General features: G+C 71.4%; 17 protein-coding genes and 1 tRNA gene. 12 read left to right on the plus strand and 6 right to left on the minus strand.

From position 1 onward, the window contains the following. The first annotated feature begins 115 nt into the window (after window positions 1-115). The 4 genes from ABZ857_RS33860 (at window position 116) to ABZ857_RS33875 (ending at window position 1656) form a co-directional block, all read left to right on the plus strand. Entirely contained in the window at window positions 116-397 is a 282-nt protein-coding gene (locus tag ABZ857_RS33860) for a hypothetical protein (protein WP_357051393.1), read from the plus strand. 121 nt (window positions 398-518) lie between these two features. Next, window positions 519-782 (plus strand): WhiB family transcriptional regulator, encoded by a 264-nt coding sequence (locus tag ABZ857_RS33865; RefSeq protein ID WP_079315495.1) that lies wholly within the window; start codon window positions 519-521, stop codon window positions 780-782. A gap of 38 nt (window positions 783-820) precedes the next feature. Then, on the plus strand, window positions 821-1003 hold the full coding sequence (locus tag ABZ857_RS33870; RefSeq protein ID WP_079315453.1) for a hypothetical protein: 183 nt from the start codon (window positions 821-823) through the stop codon (window positions 1001-1003). A 218-nt stretch (window positions 1004-1221) separates the two neighbouring features. Next, a complete protein-coding gene (locus ABZ857_RS33875) occupies window positions 1222-1656 on the plus strand; it encodes a hypothetical protein (protein WP_357051396.1) in 435 nt (144 codons plus the stop codon). Window positions 1657-1671: 15 nt separating this feature from the next. Here ABZ857_RS33875 and ABZ857_RS33880 read toward each other — a convergent pair whose 3' ends face one another. Together ABZ857_RS33880 and ABZ857_RS33885 are read right to left on the minus strand one after the other, a co-directional pair. Continuing rightward, window positions 1672-3015, minus strand: coding sequence for an AarF/ABC1/UbiB kinase family protein (locus ABZ857_RS33880; protein WP_357051399.1), 1344 nt, complete (start codon window positions 3013-3015; stop codon window positions 1672-1674). A 196-nt stretch (window positions 3016-3211) separates the two neighbouring features. Continuing rightward, window positions 3212-4249, minus strand: coding sequence for a nitrilase family protein (locus ABZ857_RS33885; protein ID WP_357051402.1), 1038 nt, complete (start codon window positions 4247-4249; stop codon window positions 3212-3214). Window positions 4250-4344: 95 nt separating this feature from the next. Between ABZ857_RS33885 and ABZ857_RS33890 the strand changes: the two genes are divergently transcribed. Further along, window positions 4345-5226, plus strand: coding sequence for a LysR substrate-binding domain-containing protein (locus ABZ857_RS33890; RefSeq protein WP_357051405.1), 882 nt, complete (start codon window positions 4345-4347; stop codon window positions 5224-5226). 19 nt (window positions 5227-5245) lie between these two features. Here the strand turns inward: ABZ857_RS33890 and ABZ857_RS33895 are convergent, their stop codons facing one another. Further along, window positions 5246-6304: a ThiF family adenylyltransferase gene (locus tag ABZ857_RS33895; RefSeq protein WP_357051408.1), complete on the minus strand. Its 1059-nt coding sequence runs from the start codon at window positions 6302-6304 to the stop codon at window positions 5246-5248. A 200-nt stretch (window positions 6305-6504) separates the two neighbouring features. Here ABZ857_RS33895 and ABZ857_RS33900 point away from each other — a divergent pair, with 200 nt between their 5' ends. Then, window positions 6505-7020: a M48 family metallopeptidase gene (locus tag ABZ857_RS33900; protein ID WP_357051412.1), complete on the plus strand. Its 516-nt coding sequence runs from the start codon at window positions 6505-6507 to the stop codon at window positions 7018-7020. Beyond that, window positions 7017-7592, plus strand: coding sequence for a hypothetical protein (locus ABZ857_RS33905; RefSeq protein ID WP_357051415.1), 576 nt, complete (start codon window positions 7017-7019; stop codon window positions 7590-7592). Before ABZ857_RS33900 ends, ABZ857_RS33905 begins: the two co-directional genes overlap by 4 nt. A gap of 1 nt (window position 7593) precedes the next feature. On the opposite strand, the gene ABZ857_RS33910 is transcribed toward ABZ857_RS33905, so the two are convergent. From ABZ857_RS33910 to ABZ857_RS33920, 3 genes are all read right to left on the minus strand, one after another. Continuing rightward, window positions 7594-8583, minus strand: coding sequence for an endonuclease/exonuclease/phosphatase family protein (locus ABZ857_RS33910; protein WP_357051418.1), 990 nt, complete (start codon window positions 8581-8583; stop codon window positions 7594-7596). Window positions 8584-8695: 112 nt separating this feature from the next. Then, window positions 8696-9238 carry an NUDIX domain-containing protein gene (locus ABZ857_RS33915; RefSeq protein ID WP_357051421.1) on the minus strand — a complete coding sequence of 181 codons (543 nt, stop codon included), beginning with the start codon at window positions 9236-9238 and terminating at the stop codon, window positions 8696-8698. Between the two features lie 136 nt (window positions 9239-9374). After that, window positions 9375-10589, minus strand: coding sequence for a zinc-dependent metalloprotease (locus ABZ857_RS33920; RefSeq protein WP_357051439.1), 1215 nt, complete (start codon window positions 10587-10589; stop codon window positions 9375-9377). Between the two features lie 133 nt (window positions 10590-10722). Here ABZ857_RS33920 and ABZ857_RS33925 point away from each other — a divergent pair, with 133 nt between their 5' ends. The 5 genes from ABZ857_RS33925 to ABZ857_RS33945 all read left to right on the plus strand — a co-directional run bounded on the left by ABZ857_RS33925 (window position 10723) and on the right by ABZ857_RS33945 (window position 16661). Continuing rightward, on the plus strand, window positions 10723-11793 hold the full coding sequence (locus tag ABZ857_RS33925) for an NAD-dependent epimerase/dehydratase family protein (protein ID WP_319018672.1): 1071 nt from the start codon (window positions 10723-10725) through the stop codon (window positions 11791-11793). A gap of 27 nt (window positions 11794-11820) precedes the next feature. Continuing rightward, window positions 11821-12246, plus strand: coding sequence for a molybdenum cofactor biosynthesis protein MoaE (locus tag ABZ857_RS33930; RefSeq protein ID WP_142564616.1), 426 nt, complete (start codon window positions 11821-11823; stop codon window positions 12244-12246). A gap of 43 nt (window positions 12247-12289) precedes the next feature. Beyond that, window positions 12290-13336, plus strand: a complete 1047-nt coding sequence (locus tag ABZ857_RS33935; protein ID WP_357051426.1) for a PDZ domain-containing protein — start codon at window positions 12290-12292, stop codon at window positions 13334-13336. A gap of 204 nt (window positions 13337-13540) precedes the next feature. Beyond that, window positions 13541-16501, plus strand: coding sequence for a UPF0182 family protein (locus ABZ857_RS33940; RefSeq protein WP_357051429.1), 2961 nt, complete (start codon window positions 13541-13543; stop codon window positions 16499-16501). Window positions 16502-16584: 83 nt separating this feature from the next. Beyond that, window positions 16585-16661, plus strand: a tRNA-Met gene (locus tag ABZ857_RS33945). Window positions 16662-16695 lie beyond the last annotated feature (34 nt).

The following is a 16695-nucleotide window of genomic DNA, read 5'->3' on the forward strand; positions in this document are numbered from 1 at the left end:
CAGGTAGAAAATAGGTTGCCCGCCCTGCCGCGGCGGTTTAGGGTCTTGGACATGTCAGCCGGACGCTTCCGTCCGGCGCGATCGCACTGAAATGGAGGTGAGTCCAGTGAGGAACATGACGACGTCCCGCGCGCTGTGGCTCGCCTCCGCATCCCCGGCCGCCATTGTCATGCCGACGAAACTGCGGCGTGGCGAGGCCGCCCCTGCCCTGGCTCCGGTCGCCGGAGTCGCGGGCTCGGCCGCCTTCGGCGCGTTCGCCCGCCTGGCCAGCCACCGCAACCCCGCCCACCTGCCGGTCTATGTCAACCGGCCGATGAGCGATGAGCAGATCCGCACCGCCGCTCGCGGCGGTGCGCAGGGTCCGCACGATGCCTGGAGAGGACCAGTCATACCCTGACCGGTCTCCACCTCCGGGCCGCGGATCCGCACCAGGATCCGCGGCCTTCTTGTTTGTCGGCCACGAATCCACACCCCACAACGAGGACACCCAGACCAATCCATTCAAAGAGGTGACGCAGATGGCGGCCCCGGTCATGGACCTGATCGAAGCCGAGATCCCCTGTCGTACCGACCCCGACCTGTGGTTCGCCGAGTCTCCCGAGGACGTGGAGTTCGCCAAGGCGCTCTGCGGCGGCTGCCCGATCCAGAAGGCCTGCCTGGCCCGCGCGCTGGAGCGCGAGGAGCCGTGGGGCGTCTGGGGCGGGGAGCTCATCCTGCGGGGGGTCGTCGTGCCCCGCAAGCGTCCCCGTGGGCGCCCGCGCAAGTCTCCTGTCGCCGCCTGACCAGCAAACCACACCAATTCCGGAAGGAACCGATCCAGATGAGCATCTCCCCGATCACCACCCTGTATCTGCATCAAGAACTGGCGCACGAGCGAATACGGACCCTCCATGAGGAGGCTGCGCAGGAGCGGCTGGCCGGCCGGATCAGGAGCGTGCAGAAGGCACGCCGGCAGGCCGAGCGCGCGTCCCGGCGGCTGAGTTCCGCGCTGGCGCGCATATGACGCGAGCCTGACGCGACAGCGAAGGTGCGATCCGAAGGCCCGGGCCCGGCGAACGGCCCGGGCCTTCGGCCTGTGCAAAGAAGAGATCACCCGACAGGAAGAAGATCGCCTGCGGCGGGAGACGACCGGGATCACGGGGTATGAGCCGGAGCGCCCCCCGGCCGGCCGGCCACACGGGTGGCAGGCGGAGCGATACGTGAGCAGTGGGTGGGACTTCGATGGGCGACCGGACGTCAGGCGCGCTTGATCTCGCGGCGGGTGCGCGACGGCTCGCCGTCGCCGCGATCGTCATCGGACTGTGGGGTTCGGTCATGCCGGAGGCCGGGGCCGCGCCCATTCCCGGAGCGTTCCGGGCGGCCCGCCATGCCGGCGGCCACGGCCACGGCGACGGTGACGGAGCGACCCAGGTCACCGGGGGCACCAACACCTCGAACTCGCCCACCATCAAGAGCCCGCCCAAGCAGATATCGGCGGGCCGCCGCAACGTGAACGCCCCCGCGGCCAACAGCGCGGTCACCTTCGTGGGCATCCAGCAGGTGTCGAGCGTCAGCGTCTTCACCAACACCCTCAACGGCAACTGCAAGAGAGGGATCAACCGCTGCGTCATCAACCAGAACCTGCGGACGGTCGAGAGCCGGGGCGGCGGCCGATAGCCGGGCGCGGCCGGCTCAGGTGAGGGCGAGCGCGCTGTCCTCGGACTCACCCGTCTCGTCGGCGAAGCCGGGGACCCAGCGCACCACCTCGTCGCGGAAGCGGGCGGTGGCGCCGAGCTGGCACAACACGCCGACGCCGGCCGCGTGCACACGGTGGATCAGCACGTACGACGCGGGCAGGTTGAGCTGGCGGACCACGTTGTTCGGCCGCAGGTCGGCCACGGTCGCCGCCTGCTCTCGCAGCCACTCCCTGCTGAAGGCGAACTCCTCGACCCGGGTCGGCTCGACGTACGGCGCGAGGAAGGCCCGCAGGGCGTCGACGTCGACCTCGATGTGCGGGCGGATGAACCCCTCCGCGCGCAGCCCGCGCACGACGGTGTCCATGTCGCCCTGGTTGAAGATGCGCGTGAGCCTGCCGAAGGCGACGGGGTAGCCGCCGGGCATGCGGTTGACCGCCCCGAAGTCCAGCACGCCGAGCCGCCCGTCCTGCGTCAGCCAGAAGTTGCCCGGGTGCGGGTCGGCGTGCAGCATCCCGACCCGGGCCGGGGAGCAGAACAGGAAGCGGACGAACAGCAGTCCGACGTGGTTGCGCTCCTCCTGGGTGCCGGCTGTGATGATCTTGGATAGCGGAGTTCCCGTCATCCACTCCGTGACGAGGATCTGCTCGTTGGCCGCGATCACGGCGGGCACGTGGAAGTCCGGATCGTCGCGGAACTCCTGCGCGAACGCGTGCTGGGCCTCGGCCTCCTTGAGGTAGTCGAGCTCCTCGGACACCCGCTCCTTCAGCTCGGCCAGGACCGGCTTGATGTCCAGGCCGGGCAGCAGCGCGCCGAAGAGCTTGCCGAGCCGCGCGAGCTGGTTGAAGTCGGAGATGAGGGCCTTGCCCGCCCCCGGATACTGGATCTTCACGGCGACCGGGCGGCCGTCGTGCCACACGGCGCGGTGCACCTGCCCGATGGACGCCGCGGCGCTCGGCCGGTCGTCGAACTCCAGGAAGTTCTCCCGCCAGTCGTCGCCCAGCTGCTCAGTCAGCACCCGGTGGACGGTGGCGGCAGGAAGCGGCGGCGCGGCGTCCTGCAGGCGCGTCAGCGTCGCCCGGTAGGGCCCGGCGATCTCGGGCGGCAGCGCGGCCTCGAAGATCGACAGGGCCTGGCCGAGCTTCATGGCCCCGCCCTTGAGCTCGCCGAGCACCTTGAAGATCTGGTCGGCCGTACGCTGCTGGATCTCCTGGGCGACGATCTCCGCGGAGGCGCCACCGAGCCGCCTGCCCAGTCCGAGCGCGGTGCGGCCGGCGAACCCGAGGGGGAGTGTCGCGAGCTTTGCCGAGCGGGTCATGGCGCGGTGGGGAAGGTCACTCACACGACCATTGTCGGCGATGAAGGGTGCTTTCGACCACAATTTCCGATCGGCTGCCCGCCCCGGCTCCGGCGGTCGCGAGCCTCTCGGGGAAATAGGCCGTTTATGACGTTGGTCACACCGCCGCTGTCGTTGCGGGAGTTTCCGCTGGTGAGAGGCTTGAGGGCCGTACGGCGGCCTGCTCGACGCGCGAGCCGGGTCAGCCGGAACCGGGCCGGTCCGTATGTCCGGGGACCCGTGTGACCGGCACGGGCTCCACGGCGAACCGGGCGGTTCGGGGGTCCCGCTCGTCCCCGAAGCGCTGGGTGAGGATGCCGTACAGCTCCGGCCGCCGTCCCTGCAGCCATCGACGACCGGTCGACAGCGGCAGCGACTCGAGATCGAGATCGGCGACGACCATGTCGTCGTCGGCGGCACAGGTCTCCTCGACGACCCTGCCGTACGGGTCGAGGATCATGGCGTTGCCCGTGCGGACCTCGTCGTCGTCCTGGCCGATCCCGTTGCTGAACAGGATGAACAGGCCGTTGTCGTGGGCGCGCGCGGGAAGCCACCGCATCAGCCACCCGCGTCCGTTCGGCCCGCGCAACTCGGCGCCGATCGCCTCCGGATCGCTGAGTCTGCGCCGCCACAGCTCCGCTGGGATCGGCCGCATGCCGTGGGGGCTGCGGGAGGCGGTGCCGCCGGTCTGGTGCGGCGCGAGCAGCACCGAGGCGCCCATCAGCGCGGTCGCCCGGACGTTCTCCACGAGGTTGTTGTCCCAGCAGATGAGGACGCCCGCGCGGAAGCCCCAGGGCGTGTCGAAGACGGTGTAGGAGTCACCGCTGCCGATGGCCTCGTGCTCGAACGCATGCAGCTTCCGGTGGCGATGGACGCGACCGTCCGGCAGGCAGACCGCGTAGCTGTTGAACAGCCGGCCCTCCTCGTCGATCTCCAGGAAGCCCGCACCCACCGCCATGCCGTGCTCGACCGCCAGGTCGCGCACGAAACCGATCGACGGTCCTGTCAGGGGCTCGGCCAGCTCCCGCAGCCGCTCGGCGGTGTGCCGGCGCAGGTGCCAGTAGCCGAGCACGCACATCTCCGGGAAGGCGGTGATCCTCACCCCGTCGGCCGCGGCTGCGCGGACGAAGTGCTCGATCCTGCTCAGGTTGTAGGCCTTGTCGTCGGGCCGGTGCTCGAACTGCACGGTCGCGCACCGCACCGCCTTCGCGGCCGCGCCGTCCTCCCTGACCTGTCTCATCTCGTCCTCCTGATCGTCTTTCGGGACCACCAGGACATCCCAGGCCGCTTCGATTCGTCCAATGAATGTTCATCGCACTTCCATAGAATCCAGGAATGGATCTGGGCCTGCTCCGCGCGTTCGTCACACTCGCCGCGCACCGCAACTACGGCCGCGCGGCGCGGGATCTCTCGGTGACGCAGCCCACCTTGACGAAGCAGATCCAGGCGCTGGAGGCGCGGGTCGGCGGCAGGCTGTTCCACCGGGGGCGGCACGGGGCCATGCTGACCGATCTCGGCGTCCTCCTGCTGCCGGACGCGCACGATCTGCTGCGCCGGGCCGACGCCCTGTCCGCGCGGATGGCCGGCATGGCTCGTGGTGAGCTTGGGAGGCTGGCGGTCGGCTTCGGCCTGTCGAGCATCGACCTGGCCCCTCGCGCCGTGGCGGACTTCCGGCGCCGTCACCCTCAGGTGAGCGTGACCCTGGACGACATGTCCTCGCAGGCCCAGATCGAGCGGCTCGAAACGGGCGAGCTCGACGTCGGCTTCGTCCGGCTCCCCGTCGGCGACGAGTGGGAGCACCTGGCGATCGGCACCGACCGGCTCGCGCTCGCCGCGACCGAGCGGCACGGTCCTCCGCCTGCCACCGCGGCGGATCTCCCGGGGTGGGCCGCGACGCACGGCGTCGTGCGGCTGGCCGCGGCCAGGGGGCCGGGGCTCGATCGGCAGGTCGACCGGCTCCGCACCGCCGTGGGCGCCCTCCCGGACGCGGTGCAGGAGGCGCACGACCTGCAGACCGTGCTGGCCCTGGTCGCGGCGGGAGTCGGCGTGGCGTTCGTGCCGGCCGGCGCCGTCCGAATCGCGCCGCCGACGGTGGCGATCACCCCGATCGACCACCCGGCCGCGGTCTGGCGGATCGGCGTCGTGTGGAACGGAGAGCGTCGCACCGCCGTGATCCGCAACTTCCTGGAGGTGGTCCGGGACGTCTGCGCCGTGTGAGGGGCCGTCCCCGGCGCCGTCACGCGGTGCGGCCGGCGACGTCGCAGCGCAGGCATCCGCACCGGTCGTGCGCGTCCAGGCGGCGGTGCCGCCAGCGCCAGCCGGGCGACACCTCCAGCAGGCCGTCCGGCACGCGTCCCTCGTCGAGATAGGCCAGAGCCTGACCGGCGGCCTGCGCGGCGACCAGGCAGGACAGCACCACGTCGCAGGCGATCTCACCCGCCGGGTAACCCCCGAGCCGGGCGCCCACGATCGGCCAGGAAGGGTCCCGGTCGCGCCGGGTGAGATCGAGGCAGCGCAGGCAGGGGGTGAGCCCGGGGACGACGAAGGGCCCAACCGAGCCGTGTCCCTCGAAGGCGCAGACGAGCAGGTGTGCCACGCCCTCGGTGACGATCTCGTGGACCAGCGTGGCGTCGAGCGGGGCGGCGGGCGCGAGGATCACGAGGTCCGGGCGCACCCCGCCGTCGGACAGGCGGGAGGCGGCCCGGCCGGGCCAGGCGTTGACGGCGGGGGAGACGCGCCGGGCCGCGAGCACGGCGGCCTCCTCGCGGGTCATCCCCGCCTCCGCGTGGCCGAGCCCGCCCGGGACCACGTCCGCGGCGGTGGCCGTGCCGGGATCGACCACGCAGATGTGGCCCACTCCGGCCGCCGCGAGCAGGGTGACGACCCGCGCCCCGACCCGGCCGGCGCCGTACACGCGGACCCGCGCCGCCCTGCGCGCCGACAGGGCGCTCATGCCGCCGTCGGTGGAGGTCAGCGACAGCCTGTCCAGTTCGGGGCGGAGGCGGTCCCGCTCGGCCAGCGGCAGGCCGGCGAGGGGTTCCGGCCGGGCCGCGGCGTCCTCGATCAGGCCGTGCGCGGCGAGCCGGGCGACCACCTCCTGGGCGGACGCCTCGTCGAGGCCGCTGCCGGCCACCGCCTGCCGGAGCGTGCGGGTGCCGTCCAGGCCGTCGATCAGGCGGCGTACGGGGGGCTCGACGCCGGTCAGCACGACGGCCCGCAGCGGATGGACACCGAACTGCAGCGTGCGGCCGTCCCGTTCGACCCGGCGCAGGACGGGCTTGAGGCGAGGTCTCATAGTCGCCAGACCTTGCCATACGCCGGGATGGCCCGGCGTCGGAACCAGCGGGGCTGTGGATAATTACCGGGGTGATCGTGGTTGGTGAATATCCGCAACCCCGTAGTTTTCACGCCCGCAAGGTCACGTTCGCCCGATTGACCAGGGAGAACGTGTACCACCCCCTGTGGAATTCGGCGCGTGTCGGCTACCTTTCATATGTGCCCCCCGAGACAGTCGAGGTTCGTCGGAGCGCACGACGGCGGCGAACCGTTTCCGCGTACCGCGATGGAGACAAGACCATCGTGTTGCTTCCGGCTGGTCTGAGCACGACCGACGAGGAGCAGTGGGTACGCCGCATGCTCGACCGCCTTGCGGCCAAGGAGCAGCGAAGACGCCCGAGCGACGACGACCTGCTCGAACGGGCGGCGGAGCTGTCGGCGCGCTACCTGGACGGCAAGGCCCTGCCGGCCAGTGTGCGGTGGGTGGAGAACCAGCTCCACAGGTGGGGTTCGTGCACGCCCGACCACGGCACGATCAGGCTGTCGGCCCGGCTGCGGGGCATGCCGGCCTGGGTCGTCGACTACGTCATCATGCACGAGCTCGTCCACCTGCTCGTGCCGAGTCACGGCCCGCGTTTCTGGGCACTCGTGGAGCGCTACCCTCGGGCGGAACGTGCCAGGGGCTTCCTGGAGGGCTTCTCGATGGCGGCCAACGGCGCCCCGGAGGAGTGTTGAGCCGGGTCGTCGCGGTGCTGGTCACGCCGGGCATGGCCGACGCGGCTCCGCCCGGCGTCGACCCGGCGGAGTTCCTGACGGCGATGGCCGAGGACACCTACGAGATGGTCGCCGGGCTCGAACTGGTGCGGCCGGTGATCCTGTCCGCCGGAGTGCCGGGGCTCGAGGACATCGCCTGGCCGGGCACGCCCGTCCTGCCGATCGCCTCACCCGCCGACGCCTTCGCGGCGCTGCCTCAGGAGGGGGAGGCGGTGGTCGTCAGCGCCGACGCGCCCGACCTGCCGCCCCTGCTGATCGGAAAGCTCTTCCGGGAGCTCGGCCGGGCGCACCTCGCGGTCTGCCCGGCCGAGGGCGGCGGCGCCGTCGCCGTGGCGGCGCGCCTGCCGGTCCCCGAGTGGGCCGCGCCCGATCTCGACGAGCCCGATGTGGTCGCGGCGATGCGCCGCCGGGCGCCGGGCCGCCGCATGGTCGCCACCGGCCCCGGCTGGCACCGGCTCAGGAAACCGCAGGACGTGGCCCGTCTCGACCCCGGCCTCGAAGGCTGGGACAACACCCGGGCCCTGCTGACCTGAGTCACAGCCGTTCTGGCAGGCGAAGCTCGGCGAAGAACGCCCGGTGGTCGCTGCCCGGGACCCGGTGAACGCTTGTGCTCACCGCCGACGCCCGCTGGTCGTACAGCACGTGGTCGATCGTGATCAACGGCGGGAAGCGCCTGTCGGCCGGCCAGGTGGTGGTCAGGCCGTCGCCGGTCGCGTCGGCCGCGTCCGCGTAGCCCCGCCCGAGCACCGCGCGCAGGGCGGCGTGATCGAGGCTCGCGTTGAAGTCGCCGGCCAGGACGCGTACGACGCCGGGGGACGCCGCCGGGAGCGCCGCCAGGTCGGCGGTCCACTGGGTCACGTCGCGGCCCAGCGGGGCGAGGGTGTGCACGTCGACGATCTCGACGGGCGGCCCCGACGGCAGGGTGAGCCGGGCCCTCGGCATGTTGTGGCCGCCCTCGGGCGCGAAGTCGGGCGCCTCGGTCAGGGGGTGGCGCGCGTAGATCCCGCTGCCCGAGGGCCCCGGCCCGTCCTCCAGGTGCCGGTACGGCAGCAGCCTCCCCACGCCCGCCGCGTCCAGCGCCCGGACGGCCTCGGGGGTGAGCTCCTGGGTGTTGAGCACGTCCGGATCGAGCCTGCGTACGAGGTCCACCACGGTCGCGGCGTCGCCCGCGCCGAAGAAGAGGTTGACCGTGAGGATCCGGAGCGTCGGCCCGGAGGCCGTGGGGGCCGAGCCGGCCGCGCGGGGCAGCACCACGGCCGCCAGGAGGACCGACGCCGCCACCGCCACCGCGATCACCGCCGCGCGGCGGGCGGCCAGAGCGATCAGCACCGCCAGGAGCGACGCGGCCGCGACGTACGGCGTGCCGGTCATCAACGCGATGCCCGGGCCCCTTTCGACGCCGGCGAGCCGGGCCACCGCCCAGACCGCGAACGGCGCCACCGCGATCCACGCCAGGAGCGGGGAGACCCGGAGCCTCCGGCGTGGGGGAGAGACGATCTCGCCGCCCACGTCAACCTTGGTCACGACCCGACCCTAGCCACCGGTCGCGAAAGGGGGTGTAAGGGTGACGTGCACAAACCGTGCAGAAGTCAGGCCGACCATAGGCCAGGGTCAGATGGCGCGCCCTCCTGAGATGTCAGGCGCGGCACAGGGACCGGGCGCGGCGGGCCAGCCGCCTGGTGGCCTCGTCGCTCAGCTCCGGGATCTCCTCCACCGGGAACCAGCGCAGGTCGAGGGACTCGTCGCTGATCACCGCCTCGGCCCCCGGCGGCGCGACCGCGCCGTACTCGACGTCCAGATGCCAGCTGTGCGGCGGGTGGCACCAGACCTTGTGCCGGTCGAGGGCGAGCGGGCCGTCCAGCAGGACCAGCCCGGAAATGCCCGACTCCTCGGTGGCCTCGCGCAGGGCGACCTGCGCGAGCGTGGTGTCGGACGCCTCGCAGTGCCCGCCCATGGGCAGCCACATCCCGGCCTTGGGATGCAGGGTCAGCAGCACCCGTTCGCCGTCGTGCGACAGGACGGCCGTCGTCGCCGTGAGATGGCCGGGAGCGCACTCGCGCCACATCGCGTCCTCGTGGCCGCGCAGGTGCGTCAGGAACTCCTCGCGGAGCCGCTCCTCCTCGGGGGTGGGCGCGACCCATCCGGCCAGTACGGCTTGCGCGTCACGATGCAGGCTCACCGGCGCAGCCTACCGACAGCCGGCGAACCCGCGGACACGCGCGTTCCGACGACGGAAGGAGGCCCGGCAAACAAACCGGCACACAAAAGCGCGTGTCGCGGGGCGGCGGCCCCGGCCGGAGTCCGTGTGAGTGGCCCTACTCGCCGCTCTCCCCGTCGGAGCCCGGTTCCTTGGGCTCTTCCAGCGCGGACAGGTCGAACTCGGCCTCGCCCTTAACGAACGGCCCCGGGTTGTCCAGGTCGTCCGCGGTGGGCATCAGGTCGGGGTGACCCCAGACGGCGTCCCTGCCGTCGATCCCGCGCTCGTCGCCCAGCGCCTTCCACAGGGCGGCCGCCTCACGCAGCCGTCTCGGGCGCAGCTCCAGGCCCACCAGCGTGGCGAAGGTCCGCTCGGCCGGGCCGCCCGTGGCCCGGCGGCGCCGTACGGTCTCGGCCAGTGCCGCGGCGGACGGGAGCTTGCCCTCGGCGGCGGCGTCGACCACCGTGGCCACCCAGCCCTCGACCAGCGCGAGCGCGGTCTCCAGACGGGTGAGCGCGGCCTTCTGCCGCTCGGTCTCCTCGGGCTTGAGCAGCTCGCCGCCGCCCAGGACCTCCTGGATCCGCTCCGGGTCGCTGAGGTCGAGCCCCTGGAGCTTGTCCTGCAGCGCGGACACGTCCACCGTGATGCCCTGGGCGTACTCCTCGACCGCGCCGAGCAGGTGCGCCCGCAGCCACGGGACGTGCTGGAAGAGCCGGTGGTGCGCCGCCTCGCGCAGCGCGAGGTAGAGGCGGATCTCGTCCGAGGGCGTCTCCAGGCCGCTGCTGAAGGCGGCGACGCCTCCGGGCAGCAGAGCGGCGGTGTCCGACAGGGGCAGGCCGATGTCGGAGGAGCCGACCACCTCGCGGGCGAGCGAGCCGAGGGCCTGGCCGATCTGCTGGCCGACCATCATGCTGCCCATCTGCTTGAGCATGCCCATGAGCGGCCCGGCCATGGCCTGCGCCTCGGGCGGCAGGCCCGACGCGCCGAGCGTGCCACCCATCGTCTCCACCATCTGGGCGGCGACGGGATCGCACAGCTGCTTCCAGACCGGGATCGTCTTCTCGATCCACTCCGACCGGCTCCAGGCCTGCGGGGTGGTCACGCCGCTCGGCAGCGTGGTCACCTCGTTGAGCCACAGGTCGGCCAGGTTGAGGGCCTCGACGATCTGGCGTCGCTCGCCCTCCATAACGCTCGGATCGCCCTCGGCGACCACGGCGTGCCGTGCGATGTTCTTCGCCATGTCCCAGTTGACGGGCCCGGCCTCCGGTGAGGCGGACAGCATGTCGGCGAACTGCCGCATGGCCGCGGCGATCTGCTCCGGGCTGCCGAACATGGCGAACGGGTTGTCGTTGGGGTCGTTTTCGCGACCTGGCAGGTCAGTCACCGCGCCACCTCGTGCAGGATGGAGGAGTCCACATCCGCCACGTTATCCGCCGTGGGGCGGATCAGTGCAAAGTGAGGACCTCGTGCCTACCTCGAAACGCCTGCGTCCCCCCGTCGTCGCCGTCACCGGCGCCGCCTCCGGTCTCGGCCGGGCGTTCCTCGCGAAGGTGGCCTCGTCTGCGGATTTCCGCCGCGTGGTGGCCATCGACGAGCAGCGCGGCGACATTCCGGACGTCACCTGGCGGGTCCTGGACATTCGTGATCCGCTCTTGGCGAACCGGATCTCCGATGTGGATGTCCTGGTGCATCTCGGGACGGACGAGTCGCTCGACACCGATCCCGCCGAGCGCCGCCGCTACAACCTGCGCGCCGCCCAGACCGTGCTCACGGCCTGCGCCGCGGCCCGGGTGCGGCGGGTCGTGCTGGTGACGAGCGCGATGGTGTACGGCGCCGCCGCCGACAACCCGGTGCCCCTGCCCGAGGACGCCCCGGTCGCGGCCGAGCCCGACACCGGCCTGGTGGGCGACCACCTGGAGATCGAGGCCCTGGTGCGGCGGTCGCTGCGGGCGCACCCCGGCCTGGAGGTGACCGTGCTGCGGCCGGCCGCCCTGGTCGGGCCGGGCGTCGACACCGTCATCACCCGCCACTTCGAGGCGCCGCGGCTGCTGGTGGTGAAGGGGTGCCTGCCGCGCTGGCAGTTCTGCCACGTCGACGACCTGGTGTCCGCGCTGGAGGCCGCCGCCCTGGGCAGGGTCGGCGGGGTCGTGGCGGTCGGCTCCGAGGGCTGGCTGGAGATGGAGCAGGTGGAGGAGATCTCAGGCCTGAAGCGGTTCGAGCTGCCGGCGGGTGTGACGTTCGGCACCGCGCAGCGCCTGCACCGGCTCGGCATCACGCCGACCGCCGCGACCGACCTGCACTACGTGGTCTATCCCTGGGTGGTCGACGGCGTGGCGCTGCGGGAGGCGGGCTGGAAGCCGGCCTGGACCAACGAGGCCGCCCTGCGGGAGCTGCTCGAACTGTGCGAGGGCAGGCACGCGGTCGTCGGCCGCCGCCTGTCGGGCAAGGAGGCCACGATCACCGCCGCGGGCGCGACCGTCGCGGTCATCGGCACGGCCGCGATCGTCCGCGCCGCCCGCCGCAAGCGCCGCACCTGATCGGGCTCAGGCACTAACCTCGGGGACGTGGACGTCATCCGATTGCTGGGCATTCGCGACACCCCGCTGTCCGTGGACGAGGTGCTGGGCGCGGTGGAGGACCACGCCGCCGGGGGCACGGCGGTCTTCGTCGGCACCGTACGCGAGCAGGACGGCGGCAGGCCGGTGACGCTCCTGTCGTACTCGGCGCACCCGTCCGCCGAGGAGCACCTGCGCAGGGTCGCCGAGAAGGTGGCGGCCGACCATCGGGTGACGGCGCTGGCGGCCGTCCACCGGGTGGGCGACCTGCGCCTGGGGGAGATCGCCGTCGTCGTCGCGGCCGCCTGCCCTCACCGGGGCGAGGCGTTCGAGGCCTGCCGCAGGCTGATCGACGACCTCAAGCACGAGGTGCCTATCTGGAAGCACCAGGTGTTCGCCGACGGAGACGCCGAGTGGGTCGGCGCCTGCGACTAGCGCCCGCGAAATGCCCGGAGCCCGGAACGCATAGAGTTCGTCCATGTCCCGACGCGCTCTGACCCTGCTGGTCGCGGGCTTCCTCGCGCTCGCGTTGGCCGTGATCGGCGCCATGCTGCCGGTGCCGTACGTCGTGCTGAGCCCCGGTCCCACGGAGAACACGATCGGGGACGTCAAGGGCAAACCGGTTATCACGATCTCGGGCCGTGAGACCTATCCCACGCAGGGCAGGCTGAGCCTGGTCACCGTCGCGTACCGGGGCGGGCCGGACAACCGTCTCGACCTGCTCACCGCGCTGCGCGGCTGGCTCGATCCGACGGTCGCCGTGGTGCCGGAGGAGACGCTGTTCCCGAAGTCCACCTCCGCCCAGCAGGTCGAGGAGCAGAACACGCAGGAGATGACCGACTCGCAGCAGTCGGCCACCGCCGCCGCGCTGAACGCGCTGAAGATCCCCATCGAGAAGGTGGTGACCGTGGCGAAGACCGACAAGGGGGCGCCGGCCGACGGGAAGCTCAAGCCGGGCGACGAGATCACGGCGGTGGACGGCACCGCGGTGGGCGAGCTCGAGTCCGTCGCGTCGTCCGTGCAGCGCCACAAGCCGGGCGAGCAGGTGACGTTCGCGGTCAGGCGCGACGGCGCCACGACGCAGGTGCCGGTCGGCACCGTGGCGGGCAAGGACGGCAAGTCCAAGGTCGGCGTCCAGATGCGGTCGGGCTACCGGTTCCCGTTCAAGGTCGACATCAGCGTCGGCGAGGTCGGGGGGCCGAGCGCGGGCCTGATGTTCTCGCTGGGCATCTACGACAAGCTGACGCCGGGGGCGCTCACCGGAGGCATGTCGATCGCGGGCACCGGGACGATCGACCCGGCCGGCCAGGTCGGCCCGATCGGCGGGATCGAGCAGAAGATGGTCGGCGCGCGCCGGGCCGGCGCGACGGTCTTCCTCACACCCGCCGGCAACTGCGCCGACGCCGTCAAGGCCGCGCCCGCGGGGCTGCGCCTGGTGCGGGTCGAGACCCTGGACGGCGCGATCAAGGCGATCGACGCCCTGCGCGACCACTCGGGCGAGGTTCCCGCCTGCCCGGCCGGCTGAGCGTACGCCGTGCGCGCGGGGGCCGTGACCTGCCTGTCTTGAGGCGGAGGGCGTCACGAGAACGATCAGATCTGTTACCACGACCACGCCGGTCGCAGTGTAGGTTTCCAAGCACGGACCGTTGCCCTCTGACAATCATGGCCCTGCCAATCTGAGACAAGGGGTTGAGCGTTGAGCTTCCGGAGCCCCGGAGCCGGACGGGCGGTGCGCTTGCCCCGACGGCCGCGCCTTCTGATACCCGTTCTGATCGCCGTCGTGGCGATCGTCGTGTTACTGCTGATCTTCTCGGGGATCTACACCGACTACCTCTGGTACGACTCGGTGAACTTCTCCTCGGTGTTCTCCACGATGTTGCTCACCCAGGTGGTGCTGTTCGTCGTGGGCGCCGCCCTGATGATCGCCGTCGTGGGCGGCAACATGGTGCTCGCGCACCGCACCCGTCCGATGTTCGGGCCGGGGATGTTCGGGGCGCCACAGGGCGCCGACCGCTACCGGGTGGCCCTCGACCCGCACCGGCGGCTGGTCTTCCTGGTCGGCTTGGGCGTCCTGGCCCTGTTCACGGGCTCGTCCACGGCCGGGCAGTGGAGGACCTGGCTGGAGTTCGCGAACCGCACGCCCTTCGGCCAGAAGGACGCGCAGTTCGGCCTCGACCTGTCGTTCTTCGTGTTCACGATTCCGTTCCTGCGGATGCTGCTGAACTTCCTGTTCACGGCCGTGGTCCTGTCGATCATCGCGGCCGTGATCGTGCACTACCTCTACGGCGGGTTCCGGATCTCCTCGCCCGGAGGGGTGCACGCCACCCGGGCCGCCCGGTCGCACCTGTCGGTGCTGCTCGGCGTGTTCGTGCTGCTCAAGGCCGCGGCCTACTGGCTCGACAGGTACAGCCTGGTCTTCTCCGACCGCGGCAAGGTCTTCGGCGCGTCGTACACCGACGTGCACGCGGTGCTCCCGGCCAAGGGGATCCTCGCGGTCATCTCCCTCATCTGCGCGCTGATCTTCTTCGCCGGCGTCATCAGGCCGGGCGGGATGTTCCCGGGTGTGGCGTTCGGGCTGCTCGTGCTGTCGGCGGTCCTGATCGGCACCGTCTACCCCTCGCTGGTCGAGCAGTTCCAGGTCAAGCCGAACCAGCAGAGCAAGGAGCAGGCGTACATCCAGCGCAACATCGACGCGACCCGAAAAGCCTACGGAGTCGACACGGCGAAGGTCACGGAGTACAGCGCCAAGACCGACACCGACGCGTCCGTACTGCAGACCGAGGCGTCGGCCATCCCCGGCATGCGCCTGCTCGACCCGAGCCTGCTGTCGCCGACGTTCCAGCAGAAGCAGCAGATCCGCGGTTACTACCAGTTCCCCGAGCAGCTCGACATCGACAGGTATCCCGTCGACGGCAAGCCGCGCGACACGGTGGTGGCGGTCCGCGAGATCGGCCGCCCCCCGGACGGGCAGCGCAACTGGATCAACGATCACCTGGTCTACACGCACGGTTTCGGCTTCGTCGCCGCGCCCGGCAACAAGGTGGACAGCAGCGGCCTGCCGGAGTTCAGCGAGCGCGACATCCCGCCGGTCGGCGACCTCGGCGACTACGAGCCCCGCATCTACTTCGGCGAGAACTCGCCCGACTACTCGATCGTCGGAGGGCCCGACTCGGCCAAGCCGATCGAGCTGGACTACCCCCAGCAGGGACAGGCGGGCGCCGACCAGCAGAACAACACCGGCCAGGTCAACAACACCTACGAGGGCAAGGGCGGAGTCTCGATCGGGAACTTCTTCCGCCGGCTGCTCTACACGGTGAAGTACGGCGAGACCAACCTGCTGCTGAACTCGAACATCAACTCCGAGTCCCGGATCCTCTACAACCGCGAGCCGGTGGAGCGCATCCAGCAGGTCGCGCCGTTCCTCACGCTGGACCGCGACCCGTACCCGGCCGTGGTGAACGGGCGGATCGTGTGGATCGTGGACGCGTACACGACCTCCAACTCCTACCCCTACTCCGAGCGCAAGAGCCTGGAGTCGCTGACCACCGACGTCCAGAGCAGCCGGCTCGGCGTCCCGCAGGTGCCCAGGGATGAGATCAACTACATCCGCAACTCGGTCAAGGCGACCGTGGACGCCTACGACGGCACGGTGACCCTGTACGCCTGGGACGAGTCCGACCCGGTGCTCAAGACCTGGCAGAAGGCCTTCGGCGGGGTCGTCAAGCCGGCCTCGCAGATCAGCCCGGCGCTGCGCAGCCACCTGCGCTACCCGGCCGACCTGTTCAAGGCCCAGCGGGAGATCCTCACCTCCTACCACGTCACCGACGCCAACGCGTTCTTCAGCGGCCAGGACTTCTGGAAGGTCCCCGAGGACCCGGCGACCGGCAAGAGCAAGCAGCCGCCGTACTACGTCACGATGAAGATGCCGGGCAGCGACACCGAGCGCTTCTCGCTGACGAGCACGTTCGTGCCCAACCAGCGGCAGAACATGGCGGCGTTCATGGCGGTCGACGCCACGGCGGCCACGCCGAACCCGCCACTGGAGATCCTGCAGTTGCCGAGCACGACCGCGATCCAGGGTCCGCCACAGGCGCAGAACCTGTTCGAGTCGAACACCACGGTGTCGACCGAGCTCAACCTGCTGCGCGGCGGCGGCACCGACGTGCTGTACGGCAACCTGCTCACGCTGCCCTTCGGCGGCGGCCTCCTGTACGTCGAGCCGGTCTACATCCAGCCGCGCGCGGAGACATCGGGCAAGTATCCGACCCTCCGCCGGGTGCTCGTGCTGTACGGCGAGAAGGTCGGCTTCGGTCCCACGCTCGGCAACGCGCTGGAGCAGGTGTTCGGCGGCACCGTGGCCACACCGCCGGAGCAGACGCCGAACCAGCCGCCCGGTCAGGTCACCCCGCCGGAGAACTCCACGGCGCTGACGTCGGCGCTCGACCGGGCCCAGCGGGCGTACGACGACTCGCAGGAGGCGCTGTCGGCGGACCCGCCCGACTGGAAGGCGTACGGCGACGCGCAGACCTCGCTCAAGAAGGCGCTGGACGACCTGGCCAAGCTGAAGGGCGGGACGCCCGCCTCCACGGCGTCCCCGGCCCCGAGCGCAAGTCCGAGTGCGAGCGCCAGTCCGAGTGCGAGCGGGAGTCCACCGGCCAGTGCGACTCCCAGCCCCGCACCGAGCGGCTGAGCCCGTCCGGAGCCCCGCGTCCTCACGGGCGCGGGGCTCCGGTTTGCCTCCCGCCCGATACCGGGATAACCTCGAAGAGCCGACGCGGGGTGGAGCAGCTCGGTAGCTCGCTGGGCTCATAACCCAGAGGTCGCAGGTTCAAATCCTGTCCCCGCTACCAAGAGTCGAAGGCCCGGTCTCCGGAAACGGAGACC

Source organism: Microbispora sp. NPDC046933 (assembly GCF_040644635.1).
GTDB lineage: Bacteria > Actinomycetota > Actinomycetes > Streptosporangiales > Streptosporangiaceae > Microbispora.